Source organism: Janthinobacterium sp. GW823-FHT01H08 (assembly GCF_058797855.1).
On sequence record NZ_CM179504.1, the window covers coordinates 26,593 to 52,496 of the forward strand.

Here is a 25,904-nt window from a genome sequence, read left to right on the forward strand (position 1 = left end):
GGCAAGCCGACCGGCTTGGCGTCTCGACAAGGATTGCCATTGAACACCCCAGGAAAATTCACTCTGCGCATGCTATCGCTGTACGCCGCCCTGTGCCTGCCGCTTGCCAGCATGGCACAAGCCATTCCTACCGAAGACGCCGCCTTCGTGGCCGCCACCGTGCCTGTCTCCGTGCCATCGCCGCCGCTCAGCCTGAACGAGCATCCACAAATCCGCGCCGGCGTCTTCAAGCTGCTCGGCTATGCGCGCGGCAACTACACGCAGGGCGATACCCTGATCGCGCTCCAGGTACTCGACAGCATGCGTTCGCTGCCAGACATCCAGCGCACCATGCTGCCCGACGGGCGTTCCGTGCTGGCGTCCATCAACCCCGACACACACGGCGCGCAGCGCGCGGCGATGCTGTTCGATCCGCAACGCAAGCTGTTGGCCCTGGGCCTCGTCAACGGTCATTGCCAGGCCGCCATCGGCGATGCCGTGCCCGCCTGCCTGCCGTCCACCCACGCCATGTTGACGGTGTTTGTTCCGTCGGGCGCGGAGGACGAGATGGCCGCGCCGCTGCTCGTGTGGGCGCGGCAACTGCCGCCCATGCTGGCGCAGGCTGCGCCGGAACAGCGGCAAAGTATTGCTGCGGTGGAATACATCACCACTCTTCCCGGCCAGCCCGGCTGGGAGCCGCGCGACGTGCCGCCCGGCTTTCCCCCCAGCTTGCTGCACCTGTTGCTGCCGGACGCGGAATTGAATAGCAGCGCCAGCGGCGGCAAGCTCATTGCACCTGCGGGCCTGGTCGGTTTGCCCATGCGCACGCCTGCGGAAGCGGCCGAGGCCGGTGACGAGCCCCTGCCCGATGCCAGCATCACCCTGCGCAGCTATGCCGATTTCCACTGGGTGCTCAACACCTATGCCAAGCTGGCCAAGGGCGCGCAAGTGCAGGGCCATGACGACAAGGTCGTGTTCACGGGCAGCGATACGAGCGGCCGCTACACGGTGACCTTGCGCGAACCGGGCAAGAAAGACAGCGTGTTCATCACCGTGGCCATCTGGCGGAAAAATTAAGGAAGGCGAACAGGGAAAGCATTGCCATTACGCACAAGAGCATAGCATTTTGGCATTTTGCGGTATGATTTCCGGCCGTGCGGCGCGGCCTCATCCCTGCCTTGCCCACCCTGCCCTTCAAGCCAGCCACGCTTGCGTCGCATCCTGCCCTAAGGAATTCATATGTTCGGTTTTAACTTGCGTGTTGCCAAGATGGTGTGGACGGCGTTCCTCATCACCTTCCTGCTCTTTCTCACCTACAAGGTCTCGTCGACCCTGATCGTGGTGGTCTTTGCCATTTTCTTCAGCTACCTCGTGTATCCGCTGATCGGACTGCTGGAACGCCATGGCCCGAAGCGCCTGCCGCGCACAGCCGCCATCGGCATCGTCTTCCTCGTGGTGATCTTGCTGGTGGCGGTGCTGGGGTCCATCTTCGGGTCGCGCATCGAGGAAGAGGCAATCAAGCTCAGCGATCAGCTGCCGACCTTGCTCAAGGGGAATAATTTTGCCGAACGCCTCCCGTTGCCCGAATTCATGGAGCCCTTGCGCGCGCGCCTGCTGTCCTTCATGCAGACGCAGCTGAGCAGCGGTACGGGACAAGCCATGCCGCTGGCGAAGGAACTGGGCTTGACCGTCATGCATGCGGCCAGCAACCTGATCTATCTGGTGCTGGTGCCCGTGCTGAGCTTTTTGCTGATCAAGGAAGGCCCGGACATGCGCGACGGCTTGCTGTCCCTGCTGAACCGCCCGAACAAGAAACTCTGGGGCGCCATCATCGATGACCTCGACATCCTGCTGTCGCGCTATGTACGCGCCCTGCTGCTGTTGTCGATCGCCACGTTTGTGTCTTACAGCATCGCCTTTTCCCTGATGGGCGTGCCGTACAGCCTGCTGCTGGCCGGCGCGGCCGCCTTGCTGGAATTCATCCCGTTTGCCGGTCCGCTGGCGGCGGCCGTCATCGCCGTGGTCGTGGCCGGTTTCAGCGGCTTCGAGCACGTGTTCTGGCTGATCGGCTTTATCGCCGCCTACCGTTTGTTCCAGGATTACGTGGTCAACCCGTATTTGATGAGCGAAGGCGTGGAAGTGAGTCCACTGATGGTGATCGTCGGCTTGCTGGCCGGCGACCAGTTGGGTGGCGTGGTGGGCATCTTCCTGTCCGTGCCCGTGATGGCGGCCATCAAGATCGTCTTCGTACGCGCGCGGGCAGCCTTGCAGGCGCGCCACGATGCACTGGAGAAAGCCGAACAGGCGGCAGAGGAAGCGCGCGCCCAGGCCCTGGCCGAGGCGGCGCTATTGCAGGAACAGGGCAGCAAGGTGGCCCTGTAACCCCGCTAGATTAAAACTCTTCCCATTCGCCGCTGCTGTCTGCGGCGGGCTTGGCAGCACGTGGCTGCGCCGGAGCGGCTGCCGAGGCAGTACGGCTTGGCGTCAGGCGCAACGCCGGGCGTTTCAAGGCCGTGCTGGCGGCGGCCACGACAGGCTTGCGCAAGGCAGGCTTGGCCGCTGCCGGGCCGCTGTGGTTGGCGTCGAGTTTAAAAATGCTGACCATCTCGGCCAGCGCCGCCGCCTGCTCCTGCATGGATTCCGAAGCGGCTGCCGCTTCTTCCACCAGCGCCGCATTCTGTTGCGTCACGGTATCCATTTCCGCCACGGCTTGATTGATCTGGCCGATGCCCAGTTCCTGCTCGCGGCCGGCGGCGCTGATTTCGCCCATGATGTCCGTCACGCGGCGGATGCTGGACACGATCTCGTCCATCGTCGTGCCCGTCTGGCTGACCAGCGCGCTGCCGGCACCCACGTTTTGTACCGATGCTTCGATCAGCATCTTGATGTCCTTGGCGGCGGAAGCCGAGCGGTGCGCCAGGTTGCGCACTTCCGTGGCGACGACGGCAAAGCCACGGCCTTGCTCGCCGGCGCGGGCCGCTTCCACGGCCGCGTTCAGGGCCAGGATGTTGGTCTGGAAGGCGATGCCGTCGATCACGCCAATGATGTCGGCGATCTTTTTCGACGATTCGCTGATGGTGCCCATGGTATCGACCACTTGCGCCACCAGTGCGCCGCCCTTGACGGCCACGTCCGAAGCGGAAACGGCCAGCTGGTTGGCCTGGCGCGCATTGTCGGAGTTCTGCTTGACGGTCGAGGTCAGCTCTTCCAGCGACGAGGCCGTTTCTTCCAGGCTCGACGCTTGCTGTTCCGTGCGGCTGGATAAGTCCAGGTTGCCCGAGGCGATTTCATTGCTGGCCGTGGCGATGGCGCCGCTGCCGTCGCGCACGCCGCGCACGGTGGTCGACAGGCGTTCCTGCATTTTCTGCAAGCCCGTCAGCAAGGCGCCCATCTCGTCGTGGCGCGTGATGACGATGTCGTTGGCCAGGTTGCCGTCGGAAATGGCGCCGAAATGGCGCAGGGCCTGGTCCAGCGGGCCAAAGATGGCGCGCAGCAGCAAGAAGCTGGAAATAATCGTCAGCAAGGCGCCCACGATCATGCCACCGATGGCCATGGTCACCTGGGTACGGTAGCTGGACTGGCTTTCCGCATACATCTTGGCGGCCGAGCTGGCCTGGTATTGCGTCAAGGTTTCAGCGGCCTGGTCCAGGGTGCGGTACAGCGGCGTCAGCCCTTTCATCATCAAGCCGTCCGCTTGCGCGATGTTGCCTTCACGCAAAGCCTTGCTCATGGTCAGCACGCCATTGTTCATGTAATCGCTGCGCTTCTTGTCCATGTCGTCGGACAGGCGCTTTTCTTCCGCGCTCTGCGGCAAGGCCAGGTACACCTTCCACGACTTGTTGGACGCTTCCAGAAATTGTTCCGCGCGAGCCAGGGTATCCTTGGCATCGGGCGCGTCCGGGTGCACCATCACACGGTCCATCGTGAACCGCGCGCGGCCCAGGGCAATTTGCGATTCGCCGATCGCTTGCGTCGAGGCCAGCTGATTGCTGTAGACCTCGTTGAGGCTGTTGTTGGCCGATTTTAGGCTGATGATGCTCATCACGCCCAGCAAGGCGATCAACACGCCCAGCACACTCATGGTAGCGATCAGACGCATTTTTATTGTTATATTCGACAGCATGCAGTTTTCCTTGGTAAGGGCGCGACCGTGCCACCGCCTGCCGGACGAGATAGCGGCAAACGCCAGATGGGCGGATCACGTGAATTGTTCAGGACAGGTCGATACGGCGTGTGCGGCGGCAGGGGGGAAGGCGGCCCGCGCATATCGTCAGGAGTGCAAGACAGGGCAACGAGGTCGAGGTTTCCTGTACTTTTAATTTCCTGACTGCAAGATACAGGGAAAGATTACCAGTAGCAACATCCGTCTGGAATTTTCACGCTTTGTAACAAGCGGATGATGTTTTTTGCGCAGAACTGGCATTCCGCTGACGTGCGCGGTCGCTTGGGAATGCCATTTATGCTAGCCATCTAGTTAATACATGGTTTCTTCGATGAGCTGGCCATCGTCGCGGAAATACTGAAACCGGCCCGTTTTCCTGCCCATGTTGTAGGCACCGATCTGCTTCGGCTTTCCGTTCTGGAAATTCTCGATATTGACGCCATGCAGCACGCCCTTGTGCCAGTTGCGGTGAAATTGCGGCAATTCGCCATCGGGATACAACAGGGTTTCCGCACCATCGCGCTTGCCGTCGGCAAACGTGCCCTGGTAACGCCGCTTGCCATCCGGATAAAAACTTTCCATCGTGCCATCGAGGACACCGAGGCGGTAATGTTCGACCAGTTCCAGCCGGCCATCGGCCGCATACTGCTCCAGCTTGCCATCGGGTTTGCCATTGAGCATGGTCAACACTTGCCAGCCGCCGTCCGGCGTCGATTTCTTCCATGGCCCCTGTTTGATGTCATCGGCATAGTTGCCGCCACAGCCAGGCTCCACCCACTGACCCTGCTTCTTGCCGTTCACATAACTACCCTGCCATTGCACCACGCCACCGGCGCGGCGCTCGCTGGGGCCGTGCAGGCGGTCTTTCACGAAATGGTCGTAACCGGTGTAGCTGTGCATGTCCGCTGCGCGCCATTCGGCCACGCCCGGGCGCACTTCCCAGCGCCCTGTGCGCTGGCCCCGCTGCATCATGCCCGTGGTGGTCTCGTCGCCGCTTGCATATGTCCACGGCCCCTCGGCCTTGTCGTCGACAAAAGCGCCAGACGAGCGAATGGTATTGGGCTCTTCGTAATGCCATACGCCGGTGCGCTTGCCCTGCGCATACAGGCCGCGGGCAAACACGCTGCCCACGCAGCAATTGACGTCGTACTCGATGAATGGCCCGTCCTGGCTGCCGGCAAAGCGTTGCGGCTGCGTTTCCCAGGTGATCCATTTGATGTGATAACTGGGCGCGAAGCCCCCTTCCCAGCCCTTGCCCAGCAGATACGTGACGGTCAGATAATGGCCATCCTTTTCCTGGTACGTCTTTTTATAGGCAAACGCGGGGGCGTCGGCCGGCTTGCCGGGCAATAATTCACCATCGATATTGAAATAGCCGGCCAGGGTGCCGTGCGCATGCTCGATGGCGTCGAACCCGGCCACGCCCGTAGGCGCGTAGGCGATGCTGTAGTCGATCAACTGCAAGGAGGCCAGCGCGGCGCGCACCTGCGCCTCGTCCATGGTTGTTGCGCCGCGCACGATGGCGTCCAGCGCGGGCTGCAAGGCCGGCACCTTGAACATCTTGCCGCCGCTGCGCTCGTAGCGGTAGGCATGCAAGCCGTAGGGTTTGTCACTGCGCGCGCCACTACGGCTGAGCACGAACGTGGTTTCGCCCTCGCTGTCGAGATCAAGCTGGAACACGGCCGCGATACTGGCCTGGCCGTACTTGTCCAGGTTCATGCGTTTTTCACTGATGCCGTTGCACTGGCAATAGTAGCCGTTGACCTCGCCATTTTCCCGCAGGAAGGCCAGCACCACGCCGCCGTCGCGGCGCTCGACGGCGCTGGCGTAGGCCATGGGCGCACCCTCATAAAAACGCGGCGCGGCCTGGGCCGGCGCCAGGGTACCCAAGGCCAGCGCCATGGCCATCGTGCTCACCCAAAATGTGTACCGCATGTCAACTCCACTGCCGAAAGCCGCCATTATGCATGGCCGTTCAGGCAAGGCCGGACACCCCAGGACGCCGGCCAAACAGCGGCCGCTGCACCGTCTGCGCCAGCAGCACGCCCAGCAGCGAGATGCCGCCGCCGACCAGGTGATAGAGATGCATGCTTTCGTGCAGCCAAACGATGGCCAGCAAGGCCGTCAGCAGGGGCAGCAGATTGACGTAGATGCTGCAGCGGTTCGGTCCCAGCAATTTGACGCCCTCGATCCACAGGTAGGACAGCACGATGGATGAGCCGATGCCCGCATAGCCGATCAGGGGCAAGGTGGTGGCGTCCAGCCGGGCGCTGCCGGGCGGCAGCAACAGAAACAGCGGCAGCATGCACACCAGGGCCGCCAGCGCCTGGCAATAAATAGCTTGCCAGGCGGGAATGGACAGACGCCAGCGGCGCAGCAGCACGCCGTACAGGGCAAAGCTCAGGCAGGCCAGCAGCATCAGCGCATCGCCCGCATGCACGCCCTGCTGCAGCAAGGCCAGCACGTCGCCGCGCCCGACCAGGTACAGCAAGCCGCCAAACGACAGCACGCCGCCGGCCGCCATGCCGACCGTCAGGCGCTCGCCCAGCAGCAGCACGCTGAGCAGTGCCGTCATCAGCGGCGCCAGCGCCGTGACGATGGCCATGTTCGTCGCCGTCGTCGATTCGGCGGCGCGGTAGGACAGGCTCTGGAACAGCGCCATCGACATCAGGCCGCACAGGGCCAGCTGCCACCACTGGCGCCGCAGCGCATGACGGTTGCGCCACAGGGGACGGGCGATAAACGGCGTCATCACCAGCAAGACCAGCACCAGGCGGTAAACCGTAATGGCCGTGGGGGCGATGCTGGACGCGGCCAGCTTCGAGACTACGACGTTGCCGGCCCACAGCAGCATGGCCAGAAACGGATACAGATAGGCGCGCACAGGCATGCGAGGCTCCATAAATAATTGCGGGTATTCATCATGCCGCAGGCGCGCCGCGCTTTCTCGCGCTAAGATGCCCACACCTATCGCAAAACTGACCTGCTTTCATGGATTGTTCCTCCCCCGCCTTTCAGGAATTGCTGCCCGTCACGGCACGCGCCATGGCGCTGGCCGTCGACTATGCGCATGGCCACGTGATTTCCGTGCACCGTCACACGCATGCGCAATTGCTGTATGCCATCGAAGGCGTGATGACCATCGAGGCGCAGGGCGGGCGCTGGGTGGTGCCGCCCACGCGCGGCGTGTGGCTGCAACCCGGCATCGCGCATCAGGTGCGCATGAGCGGCGCCGTGAAAATGCGCACGGTGTTCGTCAACTGCGCCAATTCTCCATTGCTGCCTGGCCACAGCTGCGTGCTCGACATCAGCCCCCTGCTGCGGCAACTGATCGTGGCGGCCGTCGACATCGCGCCCGATTTTACGGAAGGCAGCCGCGACTGGCATCTGCTGCAATTGCTGTTGCACGAACTAAACAGCCTGCCCGTGCTGCCCCTGTATCTGCCGTTACCCGTGGATGCGCGCCTGCGCGGCATCTGCGCGCGGCTGATGGAGCAACCGGGCGAGCAGCTGACGGTGGCGCACTGGGCGCAGGAACTGGCGATCACCGAGCGCAGCCTGCACCGTTTGTTCCAGAAACAGACGGGCATGCGCTTCGGCCAGTGGCGCCAGCAGGCGCGGCTGCTGCGGGCGCTGGAGCAATTGGCGCGCGGCGGCAAGGTCATCGACGTAGCGATGGACAATGGCTACACGAGCCAGAGCGCGTTTACGGCCATGTTCAAAAAGCATTTCGGCACCACGCCCACCGCGTTTTACCAGGCAAAAGTCATCGCCGCATAAAAAAAATGCTGCTATGCATCAATAATCATGGGCGATAAGCGCCGCTCTTGTTATCATCGCAAGCCTTATCGCACCGCGCCCATCCTGGCAGCGGTGTTGACCTCAATCACACCACCATGACACAGAATTTCTTCCAGACTTTTATCCTGCTTTTGCTCGTCACTGATCCGTTCGGCAACGTTTCCCTGTTCGTCAACGCCCTGAAACGGGTACCGATCGAGCGGCGCTGGAAAGTCGTGGTGCGCGAATGCCTGATCGCTTTCGGCATCTTGCTGCTGTTTATGTTCTTCGGCCGCCATTTCCTGAACGCCTTGCAATTGTCGGAAGTGGCGCTGCGCATCGGCGGCGGCGTGATCCTGTTCCTGATCGCCATGCGCATGGTGTTTCCGCAGCCAAATGCGGGCAATAGCGACCACGAAATGGGCGGCGAGCCGTTCATCGTGCCGCTGGCCATCCCCGCGCTGGCCGGCCCGTCGGCCCTGGCCACCGTGCTGCTGTTTTCCTCGCATGAAATGAATGAAGTGATCGCCCACGTGGCGGGATTGACGGCCGTGGCCGTCGTCTGGCTGGCCGTCTTCCTGTGCGCCGAACGCTTGCAGCGGGCGCTCGGTCCAAGGGTCATGACGGCGTTCGAGCGCCTGATGGGCTTGATCCTGACGGCGATGGCCATTGAAATGCTGCTGGCCGGCATACGCGCGTTTTTGAAGTCCGTTTAATATTGTCATTCATCCACTGGAGGAATCACCATGAGTCGTTGCGCCCACATTCGCCTGATGGCCGATTACAACCAGTGGATGAATGCCAAGGTCTACGCCGCGGCGGCCAGCTTGCCGCCCGGCGAGCTGGAGCGTGAGCGGGGCGCCTTTTTCGGCTCCCTGCTGGCCACCCTGAACCACGTGATGGTGGGCGATACGCTGTGGCTGCAGCGCTACGCGAAACATCCGGCCGGTTTCCCCCTGCTCGATCCCATTCGCGCCATCACGCCGCCCGCGTCGCTCACGCAGCCGCTGTTCGCGGCCGAGGATTTTGCCGCCATGCACGCGCACCGGCTGTGGCTGGACCAGGTCATCATCGACTGGGCCGCCTCCGTCCGCGAAGAGGACCTCGACCATTTGCTCGATTACCGCAACAGCAAGGGGCCGAACCGGCGCGAATTCTTCAGCCTGCTCATGCATTTTTTCAACCACCAGACGCACCACCGTGGCCAGGCCAGTACCTTGCTGTCGCAAGCGGGCGTGGATATCGGCGACACGGATTTACTGTTTCGCATCCCCAACCATATTGCCGACTGACGGCAGGCGGTACAGCCACGCTTTCACCCCAATCGCTGCCAGCGCCAGCCCGCCCAGCAACGCGCCGCAGGCCAGCGCCCCCGGCATGCCATAGGACTCGATGGCCATGCCGCCGGCCAGCGCGCCCACCGTCACGCCCAGGTTGATGGCGGCGATATACACGCCGATGGCGAACGCGGGCGCCTCGCGCGCTTCGCTGCTGAGCCATACTTGCGTGACGATCAGCCCGCTCGTATGCGCGGCGCCCCAGAACAGCAGCAACACGGCCAGCGCCGCCCAGCCGATGCCCGTGCCGGCATGCCGGTACAACAGCCAGTAAGCCAGCCCCAGCAGCACAGGCTGCAGCAAGACCGTGCGCAGCACATGCGTGCCCAGCTGGCGCCCCGCAAACAAATTGCCCGCCACGCCGCCCACGCCAAACACCACCAGCGCCAGCCCCGTCTGGCGCGCCGACAAGCCCGCTTCCTGTTGCAGATACGCGGCCGCATACGCATACACGGCAAACATGGCGGCAAACACCAGCACGGCGGCGGCGATCGTGAACCACAGCGCAGGTTTGCGCAGTACGGCCAGCTGGCGGCCATACGCCATCGGCGCCTCGCGCGGCGTGTCGGGCAAGAACACATATAAGCCCAGCGCGGCCAGCGCATTGACGAGGGCGCACGCGAGGAACGATGCCTCGTAGCCATATTGGGCAGCGATCCAGGTGGTCAGCGGGATGCCCAGTACCATGCCCATGCTGGTGCCAGTGAACGCATGCGCGCCGGCCCGCGCCGCATCGCGCGGCGGATACAGGGCGGCGGCGGCCACCATGGCCAGCGAGAAATACACGGGGTGGAACAGGGCCGGCACGATGCGCAGCGCCAGCAGCAGCCCGAAGCGCGGTGCATACGCCGAGGCCACGCTGGCCAGGGCAAACACGAGCAGCGAGACGATCAGCACGCTCTTGCGGCGCCACCGCGTGGCCAGCAGCACGAGGAAGGGGCCGCCCACGGCGATCACCAGGGCGAACAGGCTCACCAGCGAACCCGCCTGCGCCGCCGTCACGCCATAGCGCTGCATGATCATCGGCAAGATGCCGACGACGCCAAACTCGATGCAATACACGCCGAACAGGCCCAGCGCAAGAAAAACGATGGGGTGCGGGCGCGTCATGGCATTTCCTTGGCGCCATACACGGCCTGGCACAGTTCCGTGACGAACGGTCCCGCCATGCCCTCCAATGCCGTATTCGTGAACGCCACCACGGACAGTTCCTGCGCAGGGTCGACAAACCACGAGTGGCCATACGTGCCGCCCATGCGCCACGTGCCCGCAGACTCCGGCGTGGCGGCGGCAAGCGGGTCCGTCAAGACCGTGAACCCCAGGCCGAAGCCGCGTCCCGGCCAGAACGGCAAGTCGAAACCGCCCGTCTGGTTTGCTCCCATCTGGCGCGCCAGCGCTGGCGGCAGCAGCGGCGCGCCGCCCAGTCGCAGGGTTTCCAGCAGGCGCATGAAATCGGGGGCGGAGCCGACCATGCCGGCGCCGCCGGACGGATACGCGTGCGCGTCGAGCGCCCTTGCCGGCGACAAGGTAAAGCCGGCCATGCCTTCGAGAAACGGCAGATGGTCTTCCCCCTCGTCCAGCAAACGGCGCGGCCGGGCTTCTTCCGCTGCGCGGTCCGCATACGCGACGGCCAGGCGCGCCCCGTCCGTGGCCATAAAACCCGTGTCGTGCATGGCCAGCGGCGCCGTCACCAGCTGTGCCACGGCCTGCGCCAGCGGCAAACCCGTCACCGCTTCGATCACGGCGCCCAGCACGTCGGTGGCGATCGAATACGCCCAGCGCGCACCCGGTGCAGACGCGAGCGGCACGGTAGCGAGGCGGCGCAGGTTGTCCTCCAGGGAAATGCGGGAGGCATCCATGCCGTCCGACACGCCCGCCCGTGCATACGCCCCGCCCGGCGGCTGGAAAAAGCCGTAGTCGAGGCCGGCCGTGTGCGTGAGCAAGTGGCGCACGGTCATCGCCGCCACGGCGCCGTCCGGCTGGCGCGGCGCAAAATACGGCAGCCAGCGCGCCACCGGGTCGTCCAGGCCCAGGCGGTTCTGCCCCACCAGCGCCAGCGCGGCCGTGGAGACGATGGGTTTGCTGACCGAGGCCAGGCGGAAGACGGCGTCTTCCACCATGGGCGTACCGGCCTCGCGGTCCAGGTGGCCGGCGGCGCGGCGATAGATTTCCTGGCCGCACTGGCGCACCAGCACCACGGCGCCCACCAGGCGCTGCTGCTGCAGCACGGCATCGAGCAAAGGGTCGATGCGGGCGGCCAAGGCCGCGGGAGAGAAGTTGTACATCATGGCGTAGCCTTTCAAATGATCAGGCTGCCAAGGTAAGCGAGACGCGATCAAAGAAAAACAGGCTATAGTTTCAGTCTGTGCGAACGTTGACATCCGCAATCAAAAGGAAAATCATGGATAACCTGGCGGGATTCACGGCCTTCGTGCAGGCGGCGGAAACGCGCAGTTTTGTCGCGGCGGGCCGGGTGCTCGGCATTTCCGCCTCGGCCGTGGGCAAGAGCATCGCGCGGCTGGAAGAGCGGCTCGGCGTGCGTCTGTTTCACCGCAGCACGCGCAGCATTGCGCTGACCAGCGAAGGCACCGTGTTTCTCGAACGCTGCCGGCGCATCCTGGGCGAGATCGAAGCGGCCGAGCTGGAATTATCGAACAGCAAGCGCGCGCCGCAAGGCCGGCTGCGCGTCAGCCTGCCGCAGGTGGGCAGCCTGCTCAATCCCGTGCTGGCGGCCTTTGCGCGTGCCTATCCGCAGGTGGAACTCGACCTCGATTTCAGCGACCGGCGGGTCGACGTCATCGAAGAGGGATATGACGCCGTCGTGCGCGCGGGAGAAAGCGCCGACAGCCGTTTGATGAGCCGCCAGCTGGGCCAGTTCCAGCTGCAACTGGTGGCCGCGCCAGCCTATCTGGCGCGCAACGGCACGCCGCTGCTGCCGGCCGACCTGGCCCGCCACACTTGTTTGCTGTACAAATTTCCCAGCAGCGGCAAGGTCGAGGCGTGGCCCCTGCCCGAGTGGCATGCCCTGCACGCGGCCAGCTTGCCGACTGTGCTCAACTGTAACAACGTCGACACCCTGCTGCACTTTGCCGAAAGCGGCCTGGGCATCGCCGCCCTGCCCGACTTTGCCGTGCGCGCGGCGCTGACGGCGGGCCGCTTGCAGCCGGTGCTGGACGCGCACCGCCGGCACGACGGCGCCTTTCGCATCCTGTGGCCCAGCAGCCGCCACCTGACGCCGAAACTGCGCGCCTTCATCGACTTCCTCGCCACGCACGTGTTTCCGGAAAACTAAGCCCGCATCCGGCGTCGCGCTCGTTGTTTCCACACGACAACTTATTTAATTTGCTACCATTTTTTAAACTTTTCGCGGACTTGATACAAGTTTTTGTATTGCAGTGCGGAATTTTGAGGAACAATTACAGGCTGGCTGCCCTTACGTATAAACCCGTAGCCTTGGCCTGTCGACGTTTTCCCTCACTTCCGCAATACGAAAGCAACCATGTCACTTACACAATTCAAAATCGGCACCCGGCTCGGGATCGGATTTGCTGTCGTTCTCGGTCTGCTGGTGGCCGTCTTGCTCGTCGGCCTGTATTCCATGGGGCAACTGAGCGCACGCACGCACGACATCGTGGCCGACAAGAACGTCAAGATGGCGGCCGCCAACACCATGAGCGACAACGTGCGCAACATTACCCTGGCAATCACCAGCATTGTGGTGGCGCCGACGGAAGCGCTGGTGCAGGCGGAACTGGCCAAGATCGGCGAAGCGCGCAAGAAATACGGCGCCGCCAAGGAAACCTTGCAAAAGAAGATTTCGACGGACAAGGAAACGGCGCTGATGGCCGAACTGGACGCGGCCCTGAAATCGGGCGCGCCGCTGAACAACAAGGTCATCGAACTGCGCAATGCGGGCCAGACGGAAGAGGCGATCGCCTTTTTGACGCAGCAGGCGGCACCGAGCCTGAAGATCGTGCTGGGCGCGCTCGACAGCTTGGTCGCCTATGAAGCGCAGCAGGCGGCGCAGGCGGCGACGGACGCCGAAACGCTGAGCACGAGCGCACGCGCCTCCATGATTGCCCTGGGCAGCGTGGCCGTGCTGCTGGGCGCTTTTGTTGCCTGGATCATCACGCGCTCGATCACCCAGCCCATCAATGCGGCCGTGGCCGTGGCCGAAACCGTGGCCTCGGGCGACTTGTCGTCGCACATCGTCGTCAATTCCAGCGATGAAACGGGCCGCCTGCTGGGCGCCCTGAAAGCCATGAACACCAGCTTGCTGGGCGTGGTGGCGCAAGTGCGCAACGGTACGGATGCGATTTCCACAGCGTCGAGCGAAATTGCCGCAGGCAACCTCGACCTGTCGTCCCGCACGGAAGAGCAAGCCAGTTCGCTGGAAGAAACGGCGTCGGCCATGGAGGAACTGACCTCGACCGTGAAACAGAACGCGGACAATGCGCGCCAGGCGAACCAGCTGGCGAAAAGCGCGTCGGAAGTGGCCGTGCGCGGCGGCAGCATCGTCGCGCAAGTGGTCGACACCATGGGCACGATCAATGACTCGTCGAAGAAAATCGTCGACATCATCGGCGTCATCGACGGCATCGCCTTCCAGACCAACATCCTGGCCTTGAACGCGGCAGTGGAAGCGGCGCGCGCGGGCGAACAAGGCCGTGGCTTCGCCGTCGTCGCCACCGAGGTACGTAATCTGGCGCACCGTTCGGCCTCGGCCGCCAAGGAGATCAAGGAACTGATCGCCGCTTCGGTCGCCAACGTGGACACGGGTTCGCGCCTCGTCAATGAAGCGGGCCAGACCATGGGCGACATCGTCGACAGCATCGTGCGCGTGACCGACATCATGGGCGAAATCACCTCCGCCACGCACGAGCAGACCATCGGCATCGAACAGATCAACATGGCCATTGCCCAGATGGATGAAGTGACGCAGCAAAACGCGGCCCTGGTGGAAGAAGCGGCGGCCGCCTCGCAAAGCATGCAAGAACAGGCGGGCGAACTGGCGCACGTGGTGGGCTTCTTTAAAACCGGCAACCATGTTGCCAGCGTCAGCAAGCTGACGCCTGTGCGCGCCACGCCGGCAGCGGCTGCGCCCGCCATCGCGCGCCCCGCAGCCAAGCCCGCACCCGTACGCCAGGCCGTCGCGGCCGCGCCGGCGCGCCGCAGCAATGCCGCCGCCGAAAGCGAATGGGAAGAGTTTTAAAACACCCGTGTTAATACCAGAGTTTTAACACCCGGCAACATCGCAACGGGGAAAGCCAGGCAGGAAGTTGCTGCCTGGCTTTTTTTCGTCCGCCAATACCACTTTTTTTGCGGCAAAGCCCGCGCAATAGACAAAAGTGCAAAACGTGCAGCACGCATACGCTTTACAATCCTCGCTCGCTTTACAAAATATTGGTCATCATGAATCAGGCAGAACAGCAGCGCCTCCTGGCTATCCTGGAGTATTGGCACAAGATCGAATTCTTTATCCCGTTTGACCTGAATCAAATCACGGACGTTGAAGACCAATCCACCGTGCGTCTCCTCCACCGCGAACAGCTGGCGCAAATGCCGCCGCAGTTCGCCACGCAGTGGCCAGTCCCTTCCGACCGCGAGATCGACGGCTTTTCACTGTTCCTCGGCGTGTTCGACAAGGCCGAAATCAACAAGGCTTGCCCGCCGGCCAACGGCCCGGAAAACATTGCCGAGACAGAAAAAACAGAGCTGCCGGGACGCTCGTGCTTTGCCCGCATCAACCTCAATGCGCTGGGCGAGCCGCAGTTCGATCCCGTCTCCGTGTCGACCTTGCCGTGGGCCCTGGGCCGCGCCCGCACGCCGGACTGGTCGGGCCTGAGCCTGGACGCCTTCAGCGACAGCCAGCTGGCGCTGCAGGACAGCCTGCGCAACTTTGCCGCCGCCCGCGCCCCGCAGCCAGTGACGGACGAGGCGGGCAATGTCTCGGCGCCCCTGTCCGGCATGGAAATCGCGGCCCTGGCCGACCTGCTGCGCGACTGGGCCGGCTTCCACCCGTCCGCCGGCCAGCCGCTGGCCGTGCTGGAATTGCGCACGCGCAAGAAACGCGCGGCCGTGACGGAAGGCGACCTGGTTGAGGCCAGCCAGAACCGCAGCCTGGACTTTGGCGACGCGGTGGAGCCATCGATCGATATCCTCAACAGTTTTTACCTCGATGACCTGGAACAGATCATCCGCGCCTTGCATGGGGGCAAGTTGCCGGCGACGGTGGCCGCCTACCTGACGCCGCTGGCGCAGGACGAGCGCATCGACCTGTACAGCCCGGCCGGACGCCAGGCACTGGCCGCCATGCTCAATCCCGCGAACATGAACCGGGGACACTGGCTGGAAGACGCCAGCTACGCCATGAGCCTGATGCAGCAGTTCGCCATCCATGGCGCGCGCACGGGCTTGAGCGAACGCGGCATCTTTTCCGTCAACGGCCCGCCCGGCACGGGCAAGACGACGTTATTGCGCGAATTGTTTGCCGACAACATCGTGCGCCGCGCCAGCGTGCTGTCCTGTCTGGACCGCGCCGGCGACGCCTTCATCGGCAAGGTGGCCGTGTCCTTCGAAGGCGTGCGCGACCCGATCACCATCGCCCGCTTGCGCCCGGAATTGACGGGCTTTGAAATGGTCGTCGCCTCGTCGAACAATGCGGCGGTGGAAAATATTTCCGGCGATCTCCCGAAACCGAAACAGCTGGGCAAGGAATGGGCGCGCACGCGTTACTTTGAAAGCGTGGCGCACCGGGTCGTGGCCGACGGCAATGGCGCCAACCGCGCCCTGGACGAGACGGAAGCGCCGTGGGGCTTGATGTCCTGCGCGCTGGGCAATAGCGCCAACCGCCGCCGCTTCGTCAGCAATTTTTATGACGACGACTGGGACAAGAGCACAGCGCGCAAGACGCCGAATGCACAGAATATCCGCCAATGGCTGGCCAGCTACCAGGGCGTGAGCTTCGCCCAGGCGGCGCGCGAGTTCCGCGAAACGGAACACGTGGTGGAAAAGGCCCTGGCCGAGCACGCCCAATACGCGGCCCTGTGGCAAGCCGTGGGCACGTGCACGGAAGCCGATTTTATCCAGGCCAGCCAGCAGGCGTTGATTGAAGCCGAGCAAGAGATGGATGCAGCGAATGGCGCCCTGTCCGGCGCGCTGGCACAGCAGGACACCCTGCTCGCCAGCAAGAAGGAATTGCTGGAAGAAGAGCGCCTGGTGGCGCTGACGCAACCGGGCTTTTTTGCCCGCCTGTTCCGCACGGCCCCGGCGCGCGCCTACAAGGACGCCGTCGTGGCCAACGCCGAAGCGCAGCGCCAGGCCGCGCGCGACGTGTCCGCCATCAAGCTGCTGCTCAAGGGCGAGCTGGAGCCGCGCTGCGAGCGGGCCCGCAACAGCCTGCACATTGCCCTGCGCACGGCGCAATCGCGCCAGCGCGAATGGGATGACAGCACGGAATTGCTGCGCCGCGCGCGCATGCGTTTCCCCACCATCATCACGCCGGCCAGTCTGGACGAGCTGGACGGCGACGCCTTGCAGATAGGCGGCCTGTGGCATGAACCGGCGCTGGCGCGCCTGCGCTCGCGCCTGTTCGCCAAGGCCCTGGCCCTGCACGAAGCGTGGCTGGCGGAAGTAGCAAAAAAAGGCGGACCCGGCTTTGGCGGCAACTTGCTGGCCGTGTCGAAATTGCTGAAAAACAAGCGCGCGTATGACCAGTCGCACGTCGCCATGGTCTGGCACAGCCTGTTCATGGTGGTGCCTGTCGTGTCGACCACGTTCGCCTCGTTCGCGCGCCAGTTCCAGGGCATGGGCCCGGAATCGCTGGGCTGGCTGTTCATCGATGAAGCGGGCCAGGCCGTGCCGCAAGCGGCGCTGGGCAGCCTGTGGCGCGCCAAGCGCGCCGTCGTCGTGGGCGACCCGCTGCAGATCGAACCCGTGTTCACGGTGCCGGGCCGTCTCGTGCAGACCCTGTCCGCCCTGTCGCCGCATACGCAGGATGGCAGCTACGCGCCGACTTCCGTTTCCGTGCAGACCCTGGCCGACAAGGCCAACCGCTATGGCGCGCTGGTGGGCGCCAATAGCGCCCAGCCCCTGTGGATAGGCAGCCCGCTGCGCGTGCACCGCCGCTGCGTCGAACCGATGTTTTCGCTGGCCAACAGCATCGCCTACGAAGACAAGATGGTCTATGGGCTGGCTGAACGCACGCCGCCGGCCGGCGCGCGGGGCCTGACGCGGGGACCGAGCCGCTGGATCGACGCCGTCGGCGCCGTCAGCTACAAGCAGGTGGTACCCGTGCAGCTCGATTTCGTGCTGGAAGTGCTGTTGAAACTGTATCGCCGCGATGGCAAGCTGCCCGACATGTATGTGATTACGCCGTTCAAGGCCGTGCGCAAAGAATTGCGTTCGCGCATCGTCGACATGGACTGGGACCGCCGCCTCGGCTACGGCAAGGCGCCGACGGCGCGCGAACTGCGCCAGTGGAGCAGTCAGATGGTCGGCACCGTGCATACCTTCCAGGGCAAGGAACAAAGCGTGGTGATGCTGGTGCTCGGCGCCGACGACAGCACGGCCGGCGCCGCGCAATGGGCGGCCAGTACGCCGAACCTGCTCAACGTGGCCCTGACGCGCGCGCAGCATTATGTGTACATCGTCGGCAACCCGCTGCTGTGGGGCCAGTTGCCGCATTTTGCACCGGCGTGCGCGCAATTGCCGCATACGGGCATGCATGAGTTTTTGGTGGAAATGGGCTGATTGGCAGGCGTAGGTCGGATTAGCGCCCCAGCGCGTAATCCGACAACATTGTTGGCCGCTCTTGTCGGATTACGCGCGGCTACGCCCCGCTAATCCGACCTACGTTGCTGCGCCGGGAAGACCAAGGTAAACGTCGTGGCGGCCGCGTCGGACGCCACACTCGCGCTGCCGCCGTATAACTGCACGATGGCCGTGACGCAGGCCATGCCCAGGCCTGCGGAAGCGGCCGAATCGCTATTGTCGGATTACGCGCGGCTACGCCCCGCTAATCCGACCTACTTTCCTGCACCGGGAAAACCAAGATGTAGGTCGGATTAGCGCGCAAGCGCGTAATCCGACACCACCACCGTCAATATTACGCCGGGAAAACCAAGGTAAATGTCGTGGCGGCAGCGTCGGATGCGACCGTCGCGCTGCCGCCATGCAACTGCATGATGGCCGTGACGATGGCCAGCCCTAATCCTGTGGAGGCGGCCGAGTCGCTGCGGGCCGGGTCGGCGCGGTAGAAGCGCTCGAACAGGTGCGGCAAATGGCGCGCGGGGATGGCGGGGCCGAGGTTGCTCACGCTCAGTTCCACGCCCTCGTTGGTCGCGTGCGAACGCATTAAAATCGTGCTGCCGGGCGCCGCGTGGCGGATGGCGTTCGACAGCAAATTGCCGAGCGCGCGGCGCAGCAGTTGCGGCTCGGCCGTCACCGTGCCGCTGCCGTGGCAGGCCAGCGCCAGCTCGCGCTCTTCGGCCAGGCCTTCGAAGAAATCGGCCAGGCGCAAGAACTCGTCCTGCACGGGCAAGACTTGCTTGACGAGCACCATTTCATCCTGCTGCGCGCGCGCCAGAAACAGCATGCTGTCGATCATGCGCGACAGCCGTTCCAGCTCTTCCACATTCGACGATACCAGCTGTTCATACTCGTGCGCACTGCGCGGGCGGGCCAGCATGACCTGGCTTTGCCCCAGCAGATTGGTGACGGGCGTGCGAAATTCATGCGCCAGATCGGCGGAAAACTGCGACAGCCGCGCGTACCCCTCCTGCAGGCGCGCCAGCATGGCGTTCAGGGCCTGGATCAGGGGCAGCAGTTCCGTCGGCGCATCGCGTGCCTCGAGCTGCTGCCCCAGCTTGCCCGGCCGCACGAGGGCCGCATGGGCGGCGATATTGCGCAGCGGCCGCAAGCCCCGCAGCAGCATCACGCTGGCCAGAATCGCCGCCACCAGTGCACTGACGGCGACGGAGACGACGATCTGCCAGCGGTAGGCGGCGAACATGGCCGTGCGGTCACCGTAGACCCGGGCGACGACAATATCGGCCATCTGCGCCGGCTCGCCGATGCGGGCACTGGCCGCCACGACCCGGGCCGGATAGCCGTCGCGGCTGGTCCAGCTGACGATGTCGCTGGCCGTCACGGGCGCGTCGACGGCGACGGGTACAGCATGCGCCACCGTCTCGCCGTTCGGATTGACATCGATCAAACGCGTGCCATCGGCGCGCACGATGCGCACCAGGGAATTCTCTTGTCCGCTCATGGTGTCGCGGAAATATTGGGGCCGCTCGCGGATGATGTCCAGGGTGCCGGCATTGCCCAGCAATTGCTGAATCTGCCGCAGTTTTCCCAGCAACAAAATGTCGTCGCGGCGCTCGATTTCCGCCACAAAGGAACGGTACAGATGCATGCCCAGCCCGGCCGACACGAGCGCCACGATCAACACGAAGACAAGCGTGACGCGCAGGGTCAGCGAGCGCCGCAGTTCCGCCAGCTTCATGCGGCGGCGCCGTTGTCAGGCACCGTGGGCGCGCGCAATTCACAGACATAGCCCATGCCCCGCAAGGTGTGGATCAGCTTGGGCTCGAACGGATCGTCGAGCTTGCTGCGCAGGCGGCGGATGGCTGCGTCGATGACGTTGGTGTCGCTCTCGAAATTGATGTCCCACACTTGCGAGGCGATGATGGAACGCGACAGCACCTCGCCCTGGCGCCGCGCCAATAAATGCAGCAAGCCGAATTCCTTGGCCGTCAGGGCGATGCGCTGGCCTTGCCGGCTGACCTTGCGTTTCATCACGTCGATTTCCATGTCGCCGATGCGGATGACGTCGTCTTCACGCGGTGGTCCGCGCCGCAGCAGGGTGCGGATGCGCGCCACCAGTTCGGCAAAGGCAAATGGTTTCACCAGGTAATCGTCGGCGCCCAGTTCCAGCCCTTTCACACGGTCCTGCACTTCGTCGCGCGCCGTGAGGAAAATCACGGGCACGTCCGCGCCGCCCTCTTGCAGGCGCAGCGCACGCAAGACTTGCCAGCCGTCCATGATGGGCAGCATCACGTCGAGCACGATCAGATCGGGTGACTCCGTACTTGCCATGTGCAAGCCATCGCGGCCATTGCGCGCCAGGCTCACCGTGAAGCCGGACTCGTCCAGGCCGCGCAGCAGATAGTCGCCCGTCTTCGGTTCGTCTTCAATGACCAGGATGCGCATGGCAGCTTTCTAAGGGGAATATAAGACCATTCTACGCCGCGCGCCGGGCACCGCGGATGATAAAAATGTCATGCGGCGATCATCTTCTCGTAGGGCAACACTGACCATACTGGCGCCACCTTATCAACGGACAGCCACATGAAAACCCTGTTACTCGGCAGTACCCTGCTGTACCTGCTGGCCAGCCCCGCCCACGCCCAGCTGCGCCAGGTCGATGATCTTTCTCTGGCAATGGCCAACAAGCTGGCGAATGCGGCCATCGCCGCGTGCCAGGCGCAAGGCCGGCATATCGTCGTCAGCGTACTCGACCGTGGCGGCAATGTCGTGACCGTGCAGCGCGCCGATGGCGTCGGGCCGCACAACACGGACGCCAGCCGGCGCAAGGCCTACACGGCCCTGTCGACGAAAAACGATACTCAGGCGCTGGCCGTGGCCGCGCGCGGCAATCCCGACATGGCCAATTTGACGACCGTACCGGAACTGTTGCTGCTGGGCGGCGGCCTGCCCTTGCGCGCCAAGGGCGAAGTCGTCGGCGCCATCGGCGTCGCCGGCGGCGGTGGCGCCCTGCAAGACCGGGCCTGCGCCCATGCCGCCCTGGCCGCCATTCCTGAACTCGATTCCCCCACCCTGTGAAAGCAACAACGATGACCTATCTGAAAAAAATCACCGCCACCCTGGCCTTCGCCAGCCTGTCCAGCATGGCGCTGGCCGCCAATCCCTTGAGCGTGCACATCCTCGACCTGCAGAGCGGCCAGCCGACGGCCGGCGTGACGGTCACGCTGGAGCAGAAAAAAGGGGATGCTTGGCAACAATTGGGCAGCGCCGTGACGAACGCGCAAGGACGCATTGCGGCCATGTATCCGGCCGAGACGCCCATGCAGGCGGGCGACTACCGCATCGTGTTCAAGACAGGCGAGCACTATGCACGGCTGAAACAGGAAACCTTCTTCCCGGAAATCCCCGTGCAATTCCACGTGGAAAAGACCGACCAGCACTATCACATTCCCTTGCTGCTCAGCCCTTTCGGTTTCTCCACCTACCGCGGAAATTAAACCTGGCCGATAGTCTTCGCCGTCTGCCCGAACAGCACGCTTTTCGCGTCGCCGCTGACGGTGGGCTGCACATTGATCTCGGCCGCCCGGGCATACGCGCGCACGGTGGCGGGACGGGCGGCGATGGCTGCGAACCAGCGCGCCAGGTGCGGGAAATCTTCCAGCTTCTGGCGCTGGCGCGCGTGCGGCACGATCCACGGGTAGATCGCCATGTCGGCGATGGAATACGTGTCGCCGGCCACGAATGCGCGGTCCGCCAGGCGCTTGTTCAGCACGCCGTATAGCCGGTTCGTTTCATTGACGTAGCGCGTGATGGCGTAATCGATCGGTTCGGGCGCATATTGCACGAAATGGTGGTTTTGCCCGGCCATGGGGCCAAGGCCGCCCATTTGCCAGAACAGCCATTGCATGACCTCGGCACGTCCCCGGACGTCGGCCGGCAGGAATTGCCCGCTTTTCTCGGCCAGGTATTGCAAAATCGCGCCCGACTCGAACAGCGACAGGGGCGCGCCGCCATCGGCCGGCGCCTGGTCGACGATTGCGGGGATGCGGTTGTTCGGCGCGATGGCGAGAAACTCGGGCTTGAACTGCTCGCCCTTGCCGATATGCACGGGAATGATGTTGTAAGGGATGCCCGCTTCTTCCAGGAACATCGTCACTTTGTGCCCGTTGGGCGTGGTCCAGTAATACAGGTCGATCATCGTGGTCTTTCCAGGTAGATAAGTAGGGGCAGGCGCACTTGGCAGAACTATTGTCGCGCCGCAACTGATATGCATGGATATAATGCCACGTAAGCGAAAAACAAGACGGCGCCCCGGCAGGGCAAGCATTCACTAGCGCCGTCACGCAGGCATCCCGACATTCCAGAGTACAAACAAAGAAAGCCGACCATGCGCAAACTCCTGATCGTCACGCTGTCCGTCCTGCTGTCAGGCTGTGTCCAGGACTTCGCCATCTACATGTTCGATGGGCAAGACCATTCCCTGACCGTGCGCCGCCAGCAACGTTATTTTTGGCAAGACACCGTGGAAGTGCAGCTGATGGCCACCAACCTGCCGCAATGCCAGCGCCTGCATACGCTGTCCACCGATGCGCCGGCCGACATCAAGGTCGAGCTGTTCGCGGCCGGCGATGGCCTGTGGAATATCCGCATGGGCAAGCAGCTGTGGCAGGCGGAAACGAATACCTGCAATGAGCTGACGGAAATGGAAAACGACCCGAAAGCCGACCTGGGCCAGCCGGTCGGGCAATTCGTGGTCGTCGATGACAAGCTGGAATTCGAGCCGGCGCCGCAAGCGGCGGCACCGGCCCAATAGGAACTTAGCGCGCCGCCAGGCTGCGCAGCGGCTTTTTCGCCACGGCGCGTGGCGCGGCCGAGCTTGCCGCCAGACGCGGCGACGTTCCCGGTTCCTGCGCCGACAATTTGAAGCGCGCCACCAGTTGCGCCAGCACGGCCGCCTGGTCTTGCATGCTCGACGCCGCTGCCGCCGCCTCTTCCACCAGTGCCGCATTTTGCTGCGTCACGCTGTCCATCTCCGTGATCGCCTGGTTGACGTGGCCGATACCCGTGCTTTGCTCATGCGAGGCGGCCGTGATGTCGGCCATGATGTCGGTCACGCGCGACACGCTGGCCACCACCTGATCCATGGTCGTGCCCGCCTGTGCGACGAGCGTGCTGCCGGCCGCGATGCTGTCGACGGAAGCGCCGATCAGTTCCTTGATTTCCTTCGCTGCGCCCGCGGATCGTTGCGCCAGATTGCGCACTTCCGACGCCACGACGGCGAAGCCGCGTCCCTGTTCGCCCGCGCGCGCCGCTTCCACGGCCGCGTTCAAGGCCAGGATATTCGTCTGGAAAGCGATGCCGTCGATGACGCCGATGATGTCGACGATCTTGCGCGACGAAGCGTTGATGGTGTCCATGGTACCGATCACTTGCGCCACCACGGCGCCGCCCTGGCGGGCCACGGCGGAAGCGGACTGCGCCAGTTCATTCGCCTGCACGGCATTGCCCGCGTTTTGCGTCACGGTCGAGGTCAACTCCTCCATCGAGGCCGCCGTTTCTTCCAGCGAACTGGCTTGCATTTCCGTGCGCGCCGACAAGTCCATATTGCCGCTGGCAATCTCGCTCGATGCCGTGGCGATCGTCTCGGCACTGTGGCGGATTTCGCTGATCGCGTCGACCAGGTTGGTTTGCATGGTTTTCATCGCGTACAGCACGCTGTGGCGGTCGCTGGCATGCGTGCGCACGACGCCGCTCAAATCGTTATTCGCGATCTTTTCCGCCACGTCGGCCGCATACTCGGGATCGCCGCCCAGCGCATGGCGCAGGCTGCGGTTGATCACGACGACGACGGCGGCCAGCAGGCCGCACACCAGCACCAGCACGCCCAGCGAGGTGAGCAGCGACTGGCGGAAGGCCGCATCGATATCATCCATGTACACGCCCACCACCAGGGTCCAGGCCCACGGCTTGTAGGCCACCACGCGGCTCATCTTCGGTTCGGGCGTCTTCTGGCCCGGGCGGGGGAAGTAATAGTGGACGAAGCCCTTGCCCGCATCGGTCTTGCCGACGGCAACGATGTCGCGGTACAGATAGGTGCCGTTGGCATCTTTAAAATCCGACATGTTCTTGCCGTTGGTTTGCGGCGCGGCGGGATTCATCACCACGACGGCATCGAGATCGATGATGGACAAATAACCGGTCTCGCCGAAACGCATGCTCTTGATGACGGCCGTGGCCTGCTTTTGCGCTTCTTCCTTGGTCAAGGCGCCGCTGGCGGCCAGGTCGCCGAACATCTTGACGGCGCCCAGGCCCAGGTCGGCGGCATTGCTCAGGTCGGCGCTGCGTTCTTCGATGCGGATCTTGCGAATTTCCAGGGCGTTGTAGACAAAAATAACGGTGATGCACAACAGGCTGCAAATCAGGGGAATCCATAACTTCTGCTGGAACGTCAATTTCTTCATGCTGTGTCTCCGACTCTCTATTGTGCGGCGATGGGGCGTGGCCCGCTTCCAGCTGGGCAAGCCCGGAATGCGGCGGCGACGGTGCTCTGGCGGCACCGTTCAGACGTCTCCAGCATACGCTCGAACGACCGATATTTACAATGCCGGGAGGCAATGATTTTTGCCCGGTGTTGTTAATGCGTTGCGACAATTGATGAGAATTGATGTTGCGTTGCGATATTGCATTGCAGCAAAAAAGGCTGTGAATAGGCAGCGTCAAGGCAGGCGGAGGTGGCGGGCGTGTGTCAAAATGCACGCCAGATCGATTGAATCACGAAAGCACAGCATGACCAAGAATGAAGCCATGAAACGCATCAACGACCGCCTGGGCAAACCCACGCTGACGGACAAGAACACGCATTTTGCCAGCGTCGCCAGCTATGGCACGGACGAAGGCTGGTGGCTGAAGATCCCCTTCCTGACCTTCAAGCAGGAATTGCACTTCATCCTCAACAACGAAAAGACGAAAAGCTTCCAGCACCTGAAGATCGGCGCCAACCAGATTCTCAGCCCGGGCATGAAGTTCCGCAGCACGGGCGGCGCGGCCGACGCCTTTATGTCGGCCTCGGCGCCGAAACGCCTGATCGACTTGCTCGACGGCGGCAGCAAGTACAACTTTACAAAACACTTCGTCAACGACTACCGCTACTAAAACACCTGACCAAACCTGCTGCGCGGCGCGCTTTGCGGCCTGCGATGCTCACCGGCTCGGCGCCCCCGTACAAAAGTACGGTTGCGCTTCTTGGCCACAAATCACTGTCGCTCGCTACGGTTTTGTCAGGTGCTCTTGGCGTTGTTAGTTTTCCCTTGGAGGCAGCCAGGCCCTGAGCAAATGTTGGGCGATGTCGAGCGCGTCGTCGCGGCTGGTCCCGAAATGCAGGGGATAGCCCCAGAACTGGCCGAACATGACGGCAAAGGCCTTGCCGGCCAGGCGCTTGGCGGCGCTCGGTTCGACCAGCACCATGCCCTGGATATACGCGCGCAGGGCGGCCTTGTGCCGTTTCATCCACAGCACGGCGCGCTTGCGCTCTTCCTGCGGATGGTCATGCCCATCCTCGTCCAGGCCTTCTTCGCTGAGGATGACAAACGCTTGCTGGCGCGCCAGCAAGTCCTCGAACTGGCTGAACAAGGCATCGTCGGGGCCGCTGGCGGCGTTGTCGCGGCGCATCCAGACGAGGGGGAAATCGGTGATATCGAGTTGCATGGGGGACTCCTTCAAGGGGGTTGCCGTTTCTCCTCACCTTCATCAGAACACGGGCGGCGGCGGTTGCCGTTGAAGCGGGGCTGCGGATAGCCATATGATACCGATGACGGCGCCCGACGTCATTGCATACAATAGCCACAATATTATTCAATCCAGCCAAAGTCATCCCATGC

23 protein-coding genes are annotated in these 25,904 nt (G+C 63.5%); 12 read left to right on the forward strand and 11 right to left on the reverse strand.

The window, feature by feature from the left end:
- Positions 1 to 69: 69 nt before the first annotated feature.
- Together AC3RCG_RS00090 and AC3RCG_RS00095 are read left to right on the forward strand one after the other, a co-directional pair.
- Positions 70 to 1,056 (forward strand): hypothetical protein, encoded by a 987-nt coding sequence (locus tag AC3RCG_RS00090; RefSeq protein WP_492404996.1) that lies wholly within the window; start codon positions 70 to 72, stop codon positions 1,054 to 1,056.
- Between the two features lie 162 nt (positions 1,057 to 1,218).
- Positions 1,219 to 2,361: an AI-2E family transporter gene (locus tag AC3RCG_RS00095; protein WP_492404998.1), complete on the forward strand. Its 1,143-nt coding sequence runs from the start codon at positions 1,219 to 1,221 to the stop codon at positions 2,359 to 2,361.
- A gap of 10 nt (positions 2,362 to 2,371) precedes the next feature.
- Here AC3RCG_RS00095 and AC3RCG_RS00100 read toward each other — a convergent pair whose 3' ends face one another.
- From AC3RCG_RS00100 to AC3RCG_RS00110, 3 genes are all read right to left on the reverse strand, one after another.
- Complete coding sequence (locus AC3RCG_RS00100; protein WP_070310256.1) at positions 2,372 to 4,102, reverse strand: methyl-accepting chemotaxis protein; 1,731 nt, start codon at positions 4,100 to 4,102, stop codon at positions 2,372 to 2,374.
- Between the two features lie 351 nt (positions 4,103 to 4,453).
- On the reverse strand, positions 4,454 to 6,076 hold the full coding sequence (locus AC3RCG_RS00105; RefSeq protein ID WP_492405000.1) for a toxin-antitoxin system YwqK family antitoxin: 1,623 nt from the start codon (positions 6,074 to 6,076) through the stop codon (positions 4,454 to 4,456).
- Between the two features lie 40 nt (positions 6,077 to 6,116).
- Positions 6,117 to 7,031 (reverse strand): DMT family transporter, encoded by a 915-nt coding sequence (locus tag AC3RCG_RS00110; RefSeq protein ID WP_492405002.1) that lies wholly within the window; start codon positions 7,029 to 7,031, stop codon positions 6,117 to 6,119.
- Between the two features lie 101 nt (positions 7,032 to 7,132).
- On the opposite strand from AC3RCG_RS00110, the gene AC3RCG_RS00115 reads away from it, so the two are divergent.
- From AC3RCG_RS00115 to AC3RCG_RS00125, 3 genes are all read left to right on the forward strand, one after another.
- A complete protein-coding gene (locus tag AC3RCG_RS00115; protein ID WP_326456693.1) occupies positions 7,133 to 7,921 on the forward strand; it encodes an AraC family transcriptional regulator in 789 nt (262 codons plus the stop codon).
- 116 nt (positions 7,922 to 8,037) lie between these two features.
- Positions 8,038 to 8,637: a MarC family protein gene (locus AC3RCG_RS00120; protein ID WP_034781292.1), complete on the forward strand. Its 600-nt coding sequence runs from the start codon at positions 8,038 to 8,040 to the stop codon at positions 8,635 to 8,637.
- A 30-nt stretch (positions 8,638 to 8,667) separates the two neighbouring features.
- Positions 8,668 to 9,213 carry a DinB family protein gene (locus AC3RCG_RS00125; protein ID WP_492405004.1) on the forward strand — a complete coding sequence of 182 codons (546 nt, stop codon included), beginning with the start codon at positions 8,668 to 8,670 and terminating at the stop codon, positions 9,211 to 9,213.
- On the opposite strand, the gene AC3RCG_RS00130 is transcribed toward AC3RCG_RS00125, so the two are convergent.
- A complete protein-coding gene (locus AC3RCG_RS00130) occupies positions 9,178 to 10,368 on the reverse strand; it encodes an MFS transporter (protein WP_492405006.1) in 1,191 nt (396 codons plus the stop codon). The genes AC3RCG_RS00125 and AC3RCG_RS00130 overlap by 36 nt on opposite strands.
- The gene (locus AC3RCG_RS00135; RefSeq protein WP_492405008.1) at positions 10,365 to 11,546 is read right to left on the reverse strand and encodes a serine hydrolase domain-containing protein; all 1,182 of its coding nucleotides are present in this window, start codon (positions 11,544 to 11,546) and stop codon (positions 10,365 to 10,367) included. Before AC3RCG_RS00135 ends, AC3RCG_RS00130 begins: the two co-directional genes overlap by 4 nt.
- A gap of 113 nt (positions 11,547 to 11,659) precedes the next feature.
- Between AC3RCG_RS00135 and AC3RCG_RS00140 the strand changes: the two genes are divergently transcribed.
- A complete protein-coding gene (locus AC3RCG_RS00140) occupies positions 11,660 to 12,550 on the forward strand; it encodes a LysR family transcriptional regulator (RefSeq protein WP_492405010.1) in 891 nt (296 codons plus the stop codon).
- Between the two features lie 207 nt (positions 12,551 to 12,757).
- Positions 12,758 to 14,470, forward strand: a complete 1,713-nt coding sequence (locus tag AC3RCG_RS00145) for a methyl-accepting chemotaxis protein (RefSeq protein ID WP_099411351.1) — start codon at positions 12,758 to 12,760, stop codon at positions 14,468 to 14,470.
- Here AC3RCG_RS00145 and AC3RCG_RS00150 read toward each other — a convergent pair.
- Positions 14,467 to 14,817: a hypothetical protein gene (locus tag AC3RCG_RS00150; protein WP_240453476.1), complete on the reverse strand. Its 351-nt coding sequence runs from the start codon at positions 14,815 to 14,817 to the stop codon at positions 14,467 to 14,469. The genes AC3RCG_RS00145 and AC3RCG_RS00150 overlap by 4 nt on opposite strands.
- Between AC3RCG_RS00150 and AC3RCG_RS00155 the strand changes: the two genes are divergently transcribed.
- Positions 14,785 to 18,009: a DEAD/DEAH box helicase gene (locus AC3RCG_RS00155; protein WP_492405012.1), complete on the forward strand. Its 3,225-nt coding sequence runs from the start codon at positions 14,785 to 14,787 to the stop codon at positions 18,007 to 18,009. The two genes, AC3RCG_RS00150 and AC3RCG_RS00155, sit on opposite strands and share 33 nt — an antisense overlap.
- A 355-nt stretch (positions 18,010 to 18,364) precedes the next feature.
- Here the strand turns inward: AC3RCG_RS00155 and AC3RCG_RS00160 are convergent, their stop codons facing one another.
- On the reverse strand, positions 18,365 to 19,765 hold the full coding sequence (locus AC3RCG_RS00160; RefSeq protein WP_083293608.1) for a heavy metal sensor histidine kinase: 1,401 nt from the start codon (positions 19,763 to 19,765) through the stop codon (positions 18,365 to 18,367).
- Positions 19,762 to 20,472 (reverse strand): heavy metal response regulator transcription factor, encoded by a 711-nt coding sequence (locus AC3RCG_RS00165; protein ID WP_492405015.1) that lies wholly within the window; start codon positions 20,470 to 20,472, stop codon positions 19,762 to 19,764. The genes AC3RCG_RS00160 and AC3RCG_RS00165 overlap by 4 nt, the downstream gene beginning before the upstream one ends.
- A gap of 138 nt (positions 20,473 to 20,610) precedes the next feature.
- Here AC3RCG_RS00165 and AC3RCG_RS00170 point away from each other — a divergent pair, with 138 nt between their 5' ends.
- Positions 20,611 to 21,105 (forward strand): GlcG/HbpS family heme-binding protein, encoded by a 495-nt coding sequence (locus tag AC3RCG_RS00170; protein ID WP_070224784.1) that lies wholly within the window; start codon positions 20,611 to 20,613, stop codon positions 21,103 to 21,105.
- Between the two features lie 11 nt (positions 21,106 to 21,116).
- The gene (gene uraH / locus AC3RCG_RS00175) at positions 21,117 to 21,524 is read left to right on the forward strand and encodes a hydroxyisourate hydrolase (protein WP_492405017.1); all 408 of its coding nucleotides are present in this window, start codon (positions 21,117 to 21,119) and stop codon (positions 21,522 to 21,524) included.
- Here uraH and AC3RCG_RS00180 read toward each other — a convergent pair.
- The gene (locus AC3RCG_RS00180) at positions 21,521 to 22,225 is read right to left on the reverse strand and encodes a glutathione binding-like protein (protein ID WP_099411347.1); all 705 of its coding nucleotides are present in this window, start codon (positions 22,223 to 22,225) and stop codon (positions 21,521 to 21,523) included. The genes uraH and AC3RCG_RS00180 overlap by 4 nt on opposite strands.
- Before the next feature lie 189 nt (positions 22,226 to 22,414).
- Here AC3RCG_RS00180 and AC3RCG_RS00185 point away from each other — a divergent pair, with 189 nt between their 5' ends.
- The gene (locus tag AC3RCG_RS00185; protein WP_070224787.1) at positions 22,415 to 22,840 is read left to right on the forward strand and encodes a hypothetical protein; all 426 of its coding nucleotides are present in this window, start codon (positions 22,415 to 22,417) and stop codon (positions 22,838 to 22,840) included.
- A gap of 4 nt (positions 22,841 to 22,844) precedes the next feature.
- On the opposite strand, the gene AC3RCG_RS00190 is transcribed toward AC3RCG_RS00185, so the two are convergent.
- A complete protein-coding gene (locus AC3RCG_RS00190; protein ID WP_070312186.1) occupies positions 22,845 to 24,488 on the reverse strand; it encodes a methyl-accepting chemotaxis protein in 1,644 nt (547 codons plus the stop codon).
- A gap of 325 nt (positions 24,489 to 24,813) precedes the next feature.
- Between AC3RCG_RS00190 and AC3RCG_RS00195 the strand changes: the two genes are divergently transcribed.
- Positions 24,814 to 25,179, forward strand: a complete 366-nt coding sequence (locus AC3RCG_RS00195; RefSeq protein WP_070224789.1) for a hypothetical protein — start codon at positions 24,814 to 24,816, stop codon at positions 25,177 to 25,179.
- A gap of 144 nt (positions 25,180 to 25,323) precedes the next feature.
- Here AC3RCG_RS00195 and AC3RCG_RS00200 read toward each other — a convergent pair whose 3' ends face one another.
- The gene (locus AC3RCG_RS00200; protein ID WP_070224790.1) at positions 25,324 to 25,731 is read right to left on the reverse strand and encodes a hypothetical protein; all 408 of its coding nucleotides are present in this window, start codon (positions 25,729 to 25,731) and stop codon (positions 25,324 to 25,326) included.
- Positions 25,732 to 25,904 lie beyond the last annotated feature (173 nt).